The 14,185-nt window shown below is 42.7% G+C and carries 11 protein-coding genes; 3 read left to right on the top strand and 8 right to left on the bottom strand.

Going from position 1 to position 14,185, the window contains the following annotated elements:
- The first annotated feature begins 81 nt into the window (after window positions 1-81).
- Window positions 82-903: an LA_0442/LA_0875 N-terminal domain-containing protein gene (locus EHO59_RS01770; protein ID WP_135584166.1), complete on the top strand. Its 822-nt coding sequence runs from the start codon at window positions 82-84 to the stop codon at window positions 901-903.
- Window positions 904-1,007: 104 nt separating this feature from the next.
- On the opposite strand, the gene EHO59_RS01765 is transcribed toward EHO59_RS01770, so the two are convergent.
- The 4 genes from EHO59_RS01765 to EHO59_RS01750 form a co-directional block, all read right to left on the bottom strand.
- A complete protein-coding gene (locus tag EHO59_RS01765; protein WP_135584164.1) occupies window positions 1,008-2,663 on the bottom strand; it encodes a hypothetical protein in 1,656 nt (551 codons plus the stop codon).
- Window positions 2,664-2,835: 172 nt separating this feature from the next.
- On the bottom strand, window positions 2,836-3,963 hold the full coding sequence (locus EHO59_RS01760) for a DUF1554 domain-containing protein (protein WP_135584162.1): 1,128 nt from the start codon (window positions 3,961-3,963) through the stop codon (window positions 2,836-2,838).
- 15 nt (window positions 3,964-3,978) lie between these two features.
- On the bottom strand, window positions 3,979-5,004 hold the full coding sequence (locus tag EHO59_RS01755; RefSeq protein WP_135584159.1) for a DUF1554 domain-containing protein: 1,026 nt from the start codon (window positions 5,002-5,004) through the stop codon (window positions 3,979-3,981).
- Between the two features lie 162 nt (window positions 5,005-5,166).
- The gene (locus EHO59_RS01750; RefSeq protein ID WP_135584157.1) at window positions 5,167-7,209 is read right to left on the bottom strand and encodes a hypothetical protein; all 2,043 of its coding nucleotides are present in this window, start codon (window positions 7,207-7,209) and stop codon (window positions 5,167-5,169) included.
- 242 nt (window positions 7,210-7,451) lie between these two features.
- On the opposite strand from EHO59_RS01750, the gene gpmI reads away from it, so the two are divergent.
- Window positions 7,452-9,092, top strand: a complete 1,641-nt coding sequence (gene gpmI, locus EHO59_RS01745) for a 2,3-bisphosphoglycerate-independent phosphoglycerate mutase (protein WP_135584155.1) — start codon at window positions 7,452-7,454, stop codon at window positions 9,090-9,092.
- Window positions 9,093-9,199: 107 nt separating this feature from the next.
- Here gpmI and EHO59_RS01740 read toward each other — a convergent pair whose 3' ends face one another.
- The 3 genes from EHO59_RS01740 to murB form a co-directional block, all read right to left on the bottom strand.
- Window positions 9,200-9,916, bottom strand: a complete 717-nt coding sequence (locus EHO59_RS01740) for a TetR/AcrR family transcriptional regulator (RefSeq protein ID WP_246052597.1) — start codon at window positions 9,914-9,916, stop codon at window positions 9,200-9,202.
- Between the two features lie 338 nt (window positions 9,917-10,254).
- Window positions 10,255-10,836 (bottom strand): TetR/AcrR family transcriptional regulator, encoded by a 582-nt coding sequence (locus EHO59_RS01735; protein ID WP_135584151.1) that lies wholly within the window; start codon window positions 10,834-10,836, stop codon window positions 10,255-10,257.
- Between the two features lie 14 nt (window positions 10,837-10,850).
- Window positions 10,851-11,804, bottom strand: a complete 954-nt coding sequence (murB, locus tag EHO59_RS01730; protein WP_135584149.1) for a UDP-N-acetylmuramate dehydrogenase — start codon at window positions 11,802-11,804, stop codon at window positions 10,851-10,853.
- A gap of 111 nt (window positions 11,805-11,915) precedes the next feature.
- Here murB and EHO59_RS18320 point away from each other — a divergent pair, with 111 nt between their 5' ends.
- On the top strand, window positions 11,916-12,041 hold the full coding sequence (locus EHO59_RS18320; protein ID WP_281275678.1) for a hypothetical protein: 126 nt from the start codon (window positions 11,916-11,918) through the stop codon (window positions 12,039-12,041).
- Window positions 12,042-12,065: 24 nt separating this feature from the next.
- On the opposite strand, the gene hflX is transcribed toward EHO59_RS18320, so the two are convergent.
- Window positions 12,066-13,826 (bottom strand): GTPase HflX, encoded by a 1,761-nt coding sequence (gene hflX, locus EHO59_RS01725; RefSeq protein WP_246052595.1) that lies wholly within the window; start codon window positions 13,824-13,826, stop codon window positions 12,066-12,068.
- Window positions 13,827-14,185: the final 359 nt, after the last annotated feature.

Below are 14,185 nucleotides of genomic sequence, written 5' to 3'. Positions count from 1 at the left end.
GAAAGCAAACCGTTTCGGGAGGGTAAACCGAGACATTCAACTTGTCTTTGTCAATAAATACCGAAGGGATTTACGGAAAATATGGCCTATCGTTGGCTTTTTATCATCTGCCTTGCTTGCTTTGCAACTAACCTCTTTGGCTCTAGCCTAACCCTGAAAAACGGAAAAGTATTACAAGGGAAAGTAGTGAACCAGACGCGTAATGAGGTTCATCTAGAGGTCGACGGCAAGGTTTTGACCATACCAAAGACAGACATCGTAGAATTGAATTTGAAAGACACTCCTAAGCCCGAGCCGAAGAAAGAACCGGTCAAGCCTAAGGAAGAGGCGAAGAAGGAGCCGGAGCCGGAACCTGAGCCTCCGGCGGGAGTTCGTTGGTATAACAAACCTCGTTGGGCTTATTCTCTCCGTTCTGCGGTTGTTCCCGGCTGGGGAATGTGGAAGGCAGATAGGAAATATCTTGCCACAGGGACTTTTATCCTATTTGCGGGAGTCCTTTATAAAGCGATTGAGACCCAACAGCAGTTCAGCGCGGCTCATAATGCCTATAAAACTGGGGCAACAAATTATTTCGTATTTGCCCTGAACGATCCTGTCTTGCAACTACCTGCAAATACTGGAGAAAGATTGATCGGCGCTGTAATTGTAAATAAGGGTGCATTCAATCACTACCAGCATCTGGCTGAAGTAGGAAATGATTACCAATACCTCGTGGGCTTAGTCTACGGTTTGCAACTAGTTTACTCCTATTATTTGGGAGTGAAGGCAGAGAGAGAATCGGCCTTAAGTGAAGGTCCTAGCTCCGGTTTTAAATTTAGTTTTGCTCCTTCTTACAGACCGATGAATCTCGGAGGAAGCGGCATGGGCTGGAACGGAGAACTTAAATACGATATTCGCTTCTAAAGCATATTCTTGTTTCTGAGTATGATCTCTTACTATTCTAAGAAGATTGATCGGAAATAAACTTTGGATACAAAGAAGAAGGGCCGCTAAAGCGGCCCTTTGTTTTACTGGATCACTGTCTGAGGGAATTGAACTCCACCGCCAGGAGAGTAGAGTATGGTGGTTCCTCCGATATCTCCTAGATAGCTTGGAGTACTTGTAAAGAACGGATCGAATAAGTAAAGCTTATCATTGTACTGGTCTCCGGCACTCATAAAGCAGGTATTCGATCTGCAGGTAGTGGAGGAGCCTGAAGTAGTCTCAGAGCCGATCTCACTATCTGAATAACCGGTTACGCCGCCAGCAGTTCCAGTAGATGCATTAACCGGAACGTCATGGACGTCATTATAAGTTCCTCCCACGTCTCCGCAGAATACATCGTAACCTACAAGTATATTCGTGCCATATATGCCGGCGCTAGGAATGTAATACTGATCTCCGTCGGAAGGACCACAACCATAAGGATTCGTGTCGGTTGCTATAGCAGCTGCCGAAGAACTTGCATAATTCTTAATTTTTACAACGCTTGCGTCTATAACACTTCCGCTAGTATCTACATTGGTCCTGTTCAAGAAGGTCCAAACATCTGTTCCGTAGACTATCATAGCAGGATAATCCATTCTCAGATAATAAGAAGTGGTACCCACTTTGCTTGAATAATTGCCTTTGATACTTCCCCCGGAAGGAGTAAAGCTATACCAATAGATGGAATGAACTCCTAAGGTAGTGGTGATTCTTATAGCAGCAATGTACTGACTTCCGTCGTATACTACGTCGCCATTATAATAACTAGCAGAAGTGAGTGCAGTAGTCGCAATATTCGTTGCAGAACCACTTAAGGCACCTGTAGTCGCATTGATTCGTTGGTACTTAAAGCTAGTATTGACGGTTCCAGCTTCGGTCCAAACGACTGCAAACTCTCCGCTTGGATTGTATGCGGCTGCTAGTCTGCCTATTGCAATACTAGAAGCTGTATAAACTTGGAAAGAAGAGCCAACTGCGGTTAACTCTATATCATACAGTTGCCCTTTGATCGTATTGTCTGCAGATTTCCAAACTAAAAGATAATTGCTTCCGCCCCATGTCAGCTCCGGATCTATGCTGGAAGGAGATCCACCGATAGTAACTCCAACATTACTATTCACAGCATAAGGACTCAGAGAATGATTGACTCCTAACAGTCTGAAATTCGGAACACCTGCATCGCTGGTCCATGCGAACGCGACTGCAAGTTGTCTTTCACATGCGACAGTTGAATCTCCTGTAGTTCCTGCAGTACCAGTTGTTCCTGTAAGTGAGCAGGTTTGCCCGCCGAGAGCGCTTCCGGTATAAGTTCCTAAGGAAACGCTATATCCATCTCCTGTGGGAATCGCAGTGTTAAATGCGTAGGTTCCATCGCTGGTAATTTGTAATGTCTCTGTAGCACTTGTAACGGTGTCTGTCAAAGTAACATTTAAAGGCTTAGCTGTTAGGCCTTGGTATCCGTTTACTTGAACGCTTACTGTAGAAGTTGGAGTAGTCGTTCCACCGCCGCTTCCGTTCTCAATGAAAGTATTTGCGAGCGGACCGATCACTAAAGCTCCAATTGCAGAAGAGCTAGAATCTATATTCATCGCCTTGGCATTATTACAGCCGAAAGAAAGGAAACTCAGGAGAATGCAGAATGTTGTTTTACAGAGTATTTGATACCCGTTAGGCAAGAAGATAAGGTTCGATTTCATTTCTATTCTCCACTTTTGGCGGCGGGATAATTGGTTTCATTTTATATCCAAATTTTTCAACAAGCAAGGGAAGAAGGCTTTGAGAACTTTTTGCGCCAGGAATAATTTTTTTCGTAAACTAACCGAATCCGAATATACCTGACGGAAAAGCCGATTCTACGGGAATTTTACATTACTGCTCTACACATACAAAGAATCGTTTATCCTTTGTACAATTACTTGTGACAGGCAGTGGTCCTGCAGTGGGACTCGTAGGAACTGTATACTCTGAAATAGATCTGTAATCGGTATTCGCGGCAAGTCCATGATTTCCAGTCAGCCCGCTCGTGTTAGAATTCACATACCAAGATGCCATGGAACCTGCCTCATTGTATGCGCTTGCGCATTCCGATTGAGAAGGGGTTCCTGTGGACCAATTCATATCCGTAAATCCGGTCCAAATCCTGCCTGAGGTGCCCAGGCTATATGTCCAGAATTCCTCACTGGCAAAATTTACAATGCTAGAACTGAAGAATTGGAATATCTCCTTCTTCCCGTCTCGACCATAATAAATCGAATAAGGAGAGAATACCCAGTTCGTAGAAGTATTGCGAGTAACTCCATACTGTCCCGTATAACTTACCGCAAGCATTGCCTTATAGGTGGAAGGTTCTCCCAGGCTAGAAACAAAGGAAGACGGAACATTAGAATTGCATATTTCGTCTGCTGCTTCGACTGCACCGTAACCGTTTGTTACCGATTGGGTCGCAAATGAGCCGGTCCATCCTTTTCCTCCGTTAGTCGCAATATAAACGCATTTGTCGCTATCTGCGGTATTAATCTTTATCTTTTGAGGAACATTGGACACCGTATCGACTGCGATCAGATAATAATCCTGATCGAAACAATCCACATCATGATTCAAATTCAGATTCAAACCTATGGTAAGCTTTTGAGAAGATTGTAAAAAATAATCGCTATAGTAAGAATTTTCACCCATTCCAGTGATCTGAATTTCAGGGCTTCCCGGATAGATCTGAAAGTTTGCCTGTTCGTTCGGATCATCTGGAAAATTTTCCAGAGTTAGGGTTATATCCAATTCTTCTCCTTCTGCTACGAATGGAGTTCCGTCTCCGTCAACCACTGCCTTAATTTTATAATGAGGAGAAAGCAGAAGAAGTGTAGGATCCAAGATGAATGCGCCGCCTAAATTCGGTTTGCTTCCATCCAATGCTTCTGTTTCTGCCTTATTACAGAAAGAAATTTCCTGACTCAGACTAAGTAAGATACAAATCTTAAAGATAGATTTTGGAATTCTCATATTGCCCGTCTCGATTTATGGGGAATAAACGCATACGTAAGGCAATGCAGAACCACCGGCGCCAGCAGAGCAAGCATTGATTGTCCAGTAAGCAGTATCCGCAAAAGAAGTACTAGAGGTTCCGACCGCTCCACTCGCGCTAGAAGTCGTACTAGGGATCCAACTCTCCGTTCCTTCATCATTCATGCAAAGCCCAGCATTCATAACGGACCAACCGGAATTCATTCCTGTCCAGTAATTACCGGAATCGATGATCGGATTGTAAAAATTATAACTAGATGGCCAGCTTGCATCTGTTTGAAACACCTTTGTCCAAATTCCGTCCGAGTTCTTTCGAACATATCTCTTGTTATTCTTGAGAAGTGCAGAATCAGAAGCGGTTTCTCCCGGATCGCGATTTGCAATTGTATTGGAAAGTACTCCGATAAACGCCTTATAGTTCGCGTGATCTGCGAGTCCTTTATTTCTTGCAAGAGTAGAACAATAATTGTCCATATTCGTGATCCCATTCAATTCGGTACCATACTTAGGATCCGTCTCAAATAAACAATAATCTCCGTCCTTTACGGAAAACGAATATAGATGAGAAGTCCCCGTCGAGTCACGAGTAATCCTGGCGTGGATCTTGTCTCCGCTTCTATCAGAGCAATCATCATCATCTGCTTCTAAAGCAAATCCGATCGTATGCTCGGTGTCTCCCGAGACTAGATCGAAGTAGTTGTAAGAAACGATTGCAGGAGAGAGAACCGTGGTATAGCTCTCAATGGAAATGGTAAATCTTTCCGTGCTCTCGAAGCTTTGAGAAAAAGTCAGATTCACATAGTTGTTCTGAGCATCGTAAAATACGTTGATATCATTCGAAGGCAGATCCGAGGGAATAGAATTGCCTGTGCCGAAAATTTCCGGCATCCCAATTCCAAGCAGCACTCCTGCTGCACTTCCACTCGCATCTAAACTAATCGGGTTTGCTTTATTGCACCCGAACGATAAGAAAATAATAAGCATCCAAAACTGGACTAGCACGATCCGTTTTTGTTTCATTTTAATTCCGGGGAATTTTGTATGTTTTCCCATCCAACAAACCCATTTATGAGCTTTTGCTCACTTTTTTTGAGCTGAGGATGTCTTGGAAATAAAAAAATTCAGGAAAGTTGAATTTTAGAAAAGTGAAATAGAATGGCCAGGATCGGCGATCCCTTTAGGTTAATCGTCTGTTCCGGTCTTTCGCAATTTATTGATCTCGACTCGGAAAGATTCGAACGGATCGTCTGGGTCTGGTTTTCCTTTTTTGGCTCCGTTATTAGGAGCGCCATTTTTTTCAGGACCTTTATTGGATGCGAACCATTCATCTATATGTTTCACAACCTTAGAGATGCGAAATCTAGCATCTTCTTCTTCGGTGGTTCTGACCTTGTTTTGTAGGAACTCTAACTTCTCGCTTAGAATTCTATGTAGCTCTCTTGCTTTGCTACGGAAAGACTCTGTTCCCGGATAACAAAGTATCTGATCGAATCTTTCTTTTCCTTTTTCCCAAGCTAAGAATACAAACTTCTCGCGTTCCAAGATCTCGTAATACTGTTCTGGAGAAAATTCAGGGACAAGAGATTGGATTTCTGCGGCAGTTGGAGGAGCCTGTTTCTTAAAATAATAACTATCCATAGCCAAAGAGATCTTGGATTTCTGCTCGGCAGAACGGATCTTTTCTTCCTCTTTGAGCTTTTCTTGGACCTTGGCCTGTTCGTCCTTGCGAGAGTTTTCTTGGTTCTTTACCTTAAGTTGGTTCTGCTGTATTCTGATTTTTTCTTTGGCTTGTGCAAAGAATATATCTTGGAAAATCCTACCGATCCCCAATAAATCCAGAATCGCATAGTACCAAGGAAAATAATCCATATAACCTTTTCTTAATACTTTTCCGTATGCTTTTACAAGATCCGGTTCTCTGAATATGGATTTGATTTGAGGCTCGTTGGATTCTACCAGTTGGCGGATGCAAAGGATCTTCCAGGTCTCGGCCCCCATGGATGCTCCAAGACTGAGGATAATCTGTCTCACGCTATTTGCATTCTTATGAAAGAATGCGTGAACGGTAGAAGTCTTGGTCTCCCAAGTAGAATAACCTATCTCTAGGTCGTCTATAAGCATTCTCTTTAGTTCTTCAGGAAATTGTTTGAATTCCTTCTCCTGGACCAATAGGACTTTCTTTTCCCAAGAGCCGCTTTCGGAGAGAAGATTCTTTTTAATATCGTGAAAACGATTTCGGTCTCGCTCGGAAGATTGCTTTTGTAATTCTTTCTCCGCAATTTCAGAAAGGCTTCTTATCAGCACTACGCTTAACATTCCTGGACTTCCTGGGCTTGGATTTCCGGAAGGTAAAGCCGCCGCAAACGCCTCTGCCCTTGCTAACTTGAACCTTGTAGTTTCTGGATGAGAAGGATTCGAATAATAGAACTTCTCCTCCATTGCGATCTTTTGGAATTCTTCCAATAGAGTATAACGTAGCTGTTTTGTTCCCTTGGATTGGATAAAATCATCAATATAGTCTACGATCTGCACAGCTTCTTTAGAACTCTTTAATCCGAACAGACCGTAACCTGGAACGTCTATCACTCTTCCTTTCTTAAAGAGGTCATCTTCGAGTTCGAAAAGAAAATCCTTCACGAATTCAGGATTGGGAGTGATCCTAAAATATTCGTTTTGAAAGGCCTGCCTCAAATATAAGAATAATTGAGGAAAGGAAGCCTCCTTTCTGGCACCTGATTCCCAATCTGTTTCTAGATTCTCCCAAACCAAGGCCTTGTTCAATTCGGGTTTACGATCCAAATAGAAAAGCAAAGAAGAAACAGAAAGATCCAATAATTCTAAATAGATCCTACTTAGATCCAAGGCCTCCGCTTCCGGAATAGCTGCGTAACAAGGACGTCCTTCGGGAGGTCTTTCTACATCGTCACTGATTAAATAAGCTAATTGAGAGACAGTGCCATCTTCTAAAAGTCTTTTGAGATGCATGTCCATCTCTTTCGGACCAAGATCGGCTACTTCTGGAATTTTATGATGAGGTTCGAATAATTGTCGTTTCTTAACATTCTTAAACGAGCTCGCCGCAGAGACCGCCTTGTACAAAGAGTGAGTTACCTTGTCGTTCATGTAGTAACTCACTACTTCGTTCAGCTTCTTTACTTTCAAGAAGCTCGGGACGGATACGTTTCCCGTGTTCGGATCTAAGGGTCTGGGGCCTTTTGCGTTCATTCTAATACGAAGTGATTAAATATTAAGAAATTAGCATATACGTTTCGAATAGAGAAGGTCGTCGAAGAACAATGATTCTTCGAGGAGGTAAAACCATCATATATCGTATTCTTATAGCTTCCACCGAAAAAACTGAGTTTAACCTTATTTTCGATAAAACGCCTCTAAACCGAAGGATGTATGCCAAACTCTCTACCTGAATCCTCTTGACTAAGAGTGAGGTGGGTCTTTCTTGGAATGGAATGCAACTCAAGAAACAAACTCCTTTCGTTCCTAAAAAGGTACTATTCGTGATCTTAGACGGGGTCGGTTTTACACCGAGAGGTCCCGAATTTGGCAATGCAATTGCCGGAGCCAAGCTTCCTTTCTTAAACAAACTCTGGAAAGAATCTCCTACCATTCATTTAAAGGCTCACGGAACAGCTGTGGGAATGCCTTCCGACGAAGATATGGGCAACTCCGAAGTCGGCCATAATGTTCTAGGATGCGGACGAATATTCGATCAAGGGGCAAAACTCGTCAACAATTCTATCGCCAAAGGACTGTTATTCGAGGGACAGGCTTGGAAAGAGATCATAGCAAATACCAAGAGTAAAAATTCCACTTTGCATCTGATCGGATTATTCTCCGACGGAAATGTTCATGCACATATAGATCATACTAGATCCTTGATCGAAGCTGCGATTCAAGAGCAGGTCCCTAAGATTAGATTACATATCCTGTTAGATGGAAGAGATGTTCCTGAAAAATCTGCATTAGAATATTTGAATCCTTTTGAAGAGTGGTTGCATTCCCTTAGACAAAAAGGTGCGGACATCAAGGTCGCTTCCGGCGGAGGAAGGATGACCATCACGATGGATAGATACGAAGCAGACTGGTCCATGGTAGAAAGAGGTTGGCAAATCCACGTAAAGGGAGAAGGGAGAAAATTCTCCGATGCAAAGACCGCAATCGAAACTTTTCGCGCAGAAGATCCTGCAGTAATCGATCAATATCTTCCTTCTTTCGTAATAGAAGAAAATGGAAAACCCGTGGGACCGATCGTAAATGGCGATTCAGTTGTATTCACGAATTTCAGAGGAGATAGAGCGATTGAGATCTCACAAGCATTCACTGAAAAGAAATTCGATAAATTCAATCGAGGTGAATTGCCGGATGTTTGTTATGCGGGAATGATGCAATACGATGGAGATTTGCAGTTGCCGGAACGCTTCTTAGTAACTCCACCAGCAATCGATAGGACTTTGGGAGAATACATGGCTCGGTCAGGAGTGGTTCAGTACGCTCTCTCCGAAACCCAGAAATACGGACATGTAACCTTCTTCTGGAATGGAAATCGTTCCGGAAAATTCGACACGCAAACGGAAGAATACAAAGAGATCCAGTCCGATGTGATCCCTTTCGACCAAACTCCTGAGATGAAGGCAGAAGCGATCACCAAGGAATTGGAAAGAGTTCTGGCAGAAAACAAAAGTGATTTTTATAGAATCAATTTTCCGAACGGGGATATGGTAGGTCATACAGGAAATTACGCTGCTACCGTAAAAGCGATGGAATTCCTGGATGGATGCATGATGAAACTTGCAGAAGCATGCAAAAAAAGTAATGTAATTTTGCTTGTAAGCGCTGACCACGGGAACGCAGACGAGATGTATCAATTGGACAAAAAAGGAAATGTGGAGAAGGATAAGCAAGGCAAACCTGTTCCTAAAACTTCTCATACTTTGAATCCAGTTCCGTTTAGCGTTTTGGATCCGGAGGGAAAGTTTAAACTTCGTTCCGACCTGAAAGATCCGGGGCTTGCGAATGTGGCGGCTACAATCTTGGATATAATGGGCTATGAGACTCCGGAAGGATATTATCCGAGTTTAATTCAGCGTTAGTCGTTCGTTTTGATCAAAACGGTAATAGCTGCCATTTTTGATAGGTTCTTAAAAAGAGCCCGGCGTGAAAACTCCGGGCCCTATATAACACCAAGAGAATCCTAATCTCAGGATTTTCTGTTTTGCTTTTCTTTCTTTTTATTCGGTTCCGATTTCGGCAGTTTTGAAAATCCATCCCAAAGCATTTCTGCAGATTCTTTTAGGATCGCAGTTTCCAAGCGTTTGTCCGAGATCGCTTGGGATCTTAAAATTCCGGTAAAGGAACCCAAGATAATGGAAGGATATACGGACTGTAGATGTGTTTCTCCCGGAAAAGGAGTGAAATAATCGGAGATCTTCTTTCGAAGTAGGTTTGCTTCTTTTCTACTTTCCTCATCCAATAGGTAAGAAGATAAATTTCTCTCTATCAAAATAAGCTGGTCCAGCTTTCGATGAGAGAAGGTTCCAAGCCCCTGCCAAAAGTCGAAAAATCTTTCTCTAGGGGAAGAATTCTTGAGCGAGGCCTCATCGAAGAACTTGGAAAATTCGTGCGCGGCTGTTCTAAATGCCTCGTTGAAAATATCATCCTTATTCCTAAAATGCCTATATAAAGAACCTACTCCTACCTTTGCGTGAGCTGCAATCTCCGGAATTCTAGTCTCGAAGAAGCCTCTCTCAGCAAAAAGTTTCATGGCGGATCGGATGATCCTCGCTTTGGACTCATCCTGCTTTCTCTGTGTTTTTTCGTGATTCGCCTCCTTATCATCTCTTGCGGAATCAGTATCGGGTGTGAGCTCTGGCTCCGAGGAAATACTTACTGTCTCTGAAAGTGTATTATTTTCCATCCAAGTTACCATTTTCAAATTTTCTTTTTCAAACAAGGCCGAAGGTTTCGACTAACGGTCATTACTGTCAAGGTAAGATTGACAGATTGCTGAATTTATTTCCTTCACAACTTCGGAATCGGAATTCCGATTCCAAGAGATAGAAGAATATAATAATATATTAACATATTATAAATCTATCTGATCGAAGAAAAGAGAATTTGAAGGCTTTGTGCTTGGTTCAGTCGGAATTCTGTTTCCGCTTTTTGTATGTGAAGAAATTTATTTTAAGAAGGGAATGTTTGAGAATCGATTCGATCGAAATTCAGAAGAAAGGATAGTATCCAAAATAGAATAATTTATTTCGCTAATGCCTTCCAAAGTGTTAATCCGGAATTGCGTAATGTTTCGGGAGACAATTGAATGTATCCGCCCTTGGCCATTTTTACCATTCCTACAAAACTTCCATAGCAAAGGGAAACTAGTTCCATGGAACCTAGGTCAGAGCGAATGTCTCCTTTTGTTCTGGCTTCTTCTAAGAAACCGCAAATGAATTCCATAGTTTGTGTTGTGGCCTTTTTGCTGGCTTGGTCCAAATAAGGAGAATGATAATGCAATTCTAAAAATTCGAAAGCTTCCGGATACTTATCGTAGAAATTTGCAAGTGCCATCCAAAGATGTAAGAATAGATCCTTGGATTTTGCTTTTTCAGGATACCCTGTTGCTAAGGTTTCTTTGAGTTTGTTTTTCCAATATCTATAGAGCTCGTTTACTAACTCTTCTTTGTTTTTATAATACCGGTAGATAGTTCCGGCTCCGATCCCGGCGTCTTTGGCTAGATCAGGAATAGGTGTTCCTTCGAATCCTTTCTCTGTGAATAATTTCAGAGCAGAGCTAAGGATTCTTTCTTTTTTATCTTCCGGATCTCGAACTATTGGCATTTGGTCTTCCTGGATTAGGGAATAGAACCGAAGTATTCTACTTCTCTTTCTAAAATCACGCCCGTTTCTTTCTCTACTTTTTCTTGGACGAGAGAGACCAATTGATTTACATCGGAAGCCTTTGCTCCTCCGGTATTTACGATAAAATTGCAATGCTCCGGAGAAATTTGGGCGCCTCCTGCTACTGTTCCTCTCAGTCCTACACGATCTATGAACTGCCAAGCCTTGGTTTCTTTTCCGGTTTCGTCGAAAATTTTGGGATTCTTGAACATGGATCCGGCGCTTTTTTTGTTCTGCGGCTGGGAAGAATTCCTCTTATCTCTCTTTTCTTTGAGAGAAGCCTCAATCTCTTCTAGATTTCCTTCTTTTAGCTGGATGCGTATGGAAAGAATGATCGAGTCCTTCTTCTTTAAAAACTCAGTGAAACGATAGCCGTGCTCTATTTCAGAAGGCTTTCGTTTGAAAACTTCCTCGCCTCTTAAAAATTCCACTTCTTGGATCAGATCGAAAAGTTCTCCTCCGTAGCAGCCAGCGTTTTGGATCACTGCTCCTCCGGTCCAACCCGGGATTGTGCTCAGGAATTCGGCTCCAGTATAACCTTTCTGAGAAATTTGGCGAAAGATAGGAGTGGTATTGGTAGCGGCTCCGACTTCGAATAATCCTCCGCCCAAGTCCTTGTATTCTTTGAATCCACCGGAGAGTTTTAGGATCACAAAGTTGTTTGGATGATCGGAGATAAGTATATTGGTTCCTCCGCCAAGAATTTTCCATGGCAGGTCCAGTTTGCGGAAGATATGAATGGTTTCTTGGATCTGCTCCTTTGTCTCAGGCTCGGCGATAAAAGGAGAGATCCCTCCTATCTTAAAGGAACAATGCACGCTTAGATCCGAGTTTTCGCGGAAGGGAATACCGGCATTTGTTGCCAGATTCTTTAGTTCTCGGATCTGTATTTCGGAAAGAGGAGCCACTTTATTCAGGTTTCCGTGCTTGGATGGTTCGGCAAGAAAAAAGTCTAGGCAGGAAAAAACGCTTATGAGAGATCAGAAGTGGTCCGACCATTCTCTTAGGAGACGGAAAGAATGTTTTACCTGCTATTACAATCCGTTTATCAAGATTATATCAGCGGAAGATCGGATCGCGAGACCTACGTGAACTCCGTCATTCGTTTGGCTCTAGACCAAGAGAAATTAGCGGGCTTAGTCTAAGCCCCGCATCTCATTTTTAAACCTTCAGACATAAGTCTTTTCGGTTTCCTCTTTCCATTCTTCGTTCTCTTCTTCCAGCAGTTTCGATTCAAAAAGTTTGGCTTCTGCTTGCGCGTAGATCCTTTCTTCTATTCTGTCCAAGAGAGTTTGTAATCCGAATCCTTGGACTGCGGATACATAGATAGTGTCCGCGTCGGCTTCTCTTAGGAGTTCGGTGCGTGCTTCTTCTGGGAGTCCATCTATCTTATTGTAAACTAAGATCCTGGGCACATCGGATAGATTCAAATCTTCTAATATAGTTTCTACTGCTTCCATTTGCTGTCTGAAATCAGGATTGGAAATATCCACAACGTGGACTAAGAGATCGGAATCTCCCAATTCCTCCAAGGTTGCTTTGAACGCATTGGATAATTCTGGAGGAAGGTCGTGTATGAATCCAACCGTATCGGAGATAATGATCTCTCTTTCTTCTGGAAAGCGTATCCTTCTGGAAGTAGGATCCAAGGTCGCGAATAGCTTGTCTTCGGAAAGAACTGTAGAATTGGTCATTGCGTTTAGAAGGGTGGACTTTCCGGCGTTGGTATAGCCTACGATTCCGCAAACAGGGATCTCGTTTTTCTTGCGTCTTCTTCTTGCGATCTCTCTTCGTTTCTTGAGGGATTTTAATTCCTGCTCGAGTCGAGAGATCCTTTCTTCGACTCTACGTTTTCCGATCTCGAGTTTGGTTTCTCCGGGACCTCTTCCGCCGATTCCCCCGGTCAGCCTGGACATATTATCATCCAATTCCGAAAGTCTTCCTTTCAGATATTTTAACTGAGCGAGTTCGACTTGGAGTTTACCGTCTCTACTCTTTGCATTTCTTGCAAAGATGTCCAAGATCAATTGAGTTCTATCCAATACTTTCAGATCCGCGTAGTCTGAGATCTTCTTAGCTTGAGAAGGAGTTAATTCCAGATCGAATACTAAGAGCTCAACCTGTTTCTGGATCGCTTTCAATACAATCTCTTCTAATTTACCTTTTCCTAATACAGTAGAAGGATCTAAACGATTCTTTCTTTGGATAAATGAATCCACAACGTGGACTCCTGCGGTCCTGCAGAGCTCTTTTAATTCTTCGATGGATTGGCTAGGAGGTCGGACGCGATTGTGCTCCGGATAAACTCCAACCAGGAACGCGCGGTTTTCTTTTTGCGCGCCTTTTAGATTGCGGCGATATCTCGCCATCCGGCTTTCAATATCCAGGATCTCTTCTAAGATCCCTTCTTCTAATTGCCCTGGGTTCTTTTTGGGAAGAACGCTCCAAGGTTCTCCTTCTTCGTCTTCTGGATTTACATAGGCCGAATAATAAGAACGAGGAAGTCCTTTGTCATCTACGGTAATCGCAGTTATATAATCTAAACGTAATAAAGCTAAGTCGGTCAAATCCTCTTGGTTTAAGCTTTCTTCTTTGAGATGGCTATGCACCAGTCTTAAGCCTCTCAAACGAGCCTCGGAAGTACGGATCCGATCCAGCCAAGGGATATCGATAGAACTATCGGAGCCCACCATAACGTGGGTAACGTAACCGTTCCTATCGATAAGGACACCTACTTGTCTATTGATTTCGAATGAGAGTTCAGTGAGGGTTCGGGAAACTTCGGGAGTGATGATCACGTTTTCCCGAATTCGCCTTTCGGAGAGTTTTTTGAGTCTTTGGATCTGGTTGGACTTTAATCCGGATAAGTTTCCGCTGAGCTTACTAATAAGATTGGTCTCCCTTCTACGAGTAAAACGGTACCATCTCAAAGGGGGAGCGTCAAGCAGTTCCGAGAAAAAGGATTTTTCGAAGAAATGAATTTTGTTCGTTTGGGTGGCCCATTTTTTGTAACTTTTGGATGGCCTTCTCGTCCCCTTCCTTCCTCAAAAATCGTCCGATTTCCCTCCCAGGTTTGAGGGAATGCTTTGGATCTGTGTCAAAGATGCTAAATCGATCGGATTAGATCTCGTTCAATGGAAAGAAATTATTACTTCGATATTCGTGAATTCTTGCAATACCTAGTTCTCGTATAAAAAAAGGTAATCGACCGATAACGGATGGTCGAAAAAAAGAATAGAGGCTGGAACAGGAAAATGTTTCCTGGACCAAAGCTTGCTTTTCGATCCAT

Origin of the sequence: Leptospira semungkisensis (assembly GCF_004770055.1) — a bacterium.
GTDB lineage: Bacteria > Spirochaetota > Leptospiria > Leptospirales > Leptospiraceae > Leptospira_B > Leptospira_B semungkisensis.
This window is presented reverse-complemented; position numbering and strand designations above follow the sequence as displayed.

Bases quoted from the DNA above. Each gene is read 5' to 3' on its own strand.
- EHO59_RS01770 (WP_135584166.1), top strand. From the start codon at position 82: ATGGCCTATCGTTGGCTTTTTATCATCTGCCTTGCTTGCTTTGCAACT.
- gpmI (WP_135584155.1), top strand. From the start codon at position 7,452: ATGCAACTCAAGAAACAAACTCCTTTCGTTCCTAAAAAGGTACTATTC.
- EHO59_RS01740 (WP_246052597.1), bottom strand. From the start codon at position 9,916: ATGGAAAATAATACACTTTCAGAGACAGTAAGTATTTCCTCGGAGCCA.
- EHO59_RS01750 (WP_135584157.1), bottom strand. From the start codon at position 7,209: ATGAACGCAAAAGGCCCCAGACCCTTAGATCCGAACACGGGAAACGTA.
- EHO59_RS18320 (WP_281275678.1), top strand. From the start codon at position 11,916: ATGTTTTACCTGCTATTACAATCCGTTTATCAAGATTATATCAGCGGA.
- EHO59_RS01735 (WP_135584151.1), bottom strand. From the start codon at position 10,836: ATGCCAATAGTTCGAGATCCGGAAGATAAAAAAGAAAGAATCCTTAGC.
- EHO59_RS01765 (WP_135584164.1), bottom strand. From the start codon at position 2,663: ATGAAATCGAACCTTATCTTCTTGCCTAACGGGTATCAAATACTCTGT.
- EHO59_RS01755 (WP_135584159.1), bottom strand. From the start codon at position 5,004: ATGAAACAAAAACGGATCGTGCTAGTCCAGTTTTGGATGCTTATTATT.
- EHO59_RS01760 (WP_135584162.1), bottom strand. From the start codon at position 3,963: ATGAGAATTCCAAAATCTATCTTTAAGATTTGTATCTTACTTAGTCTG.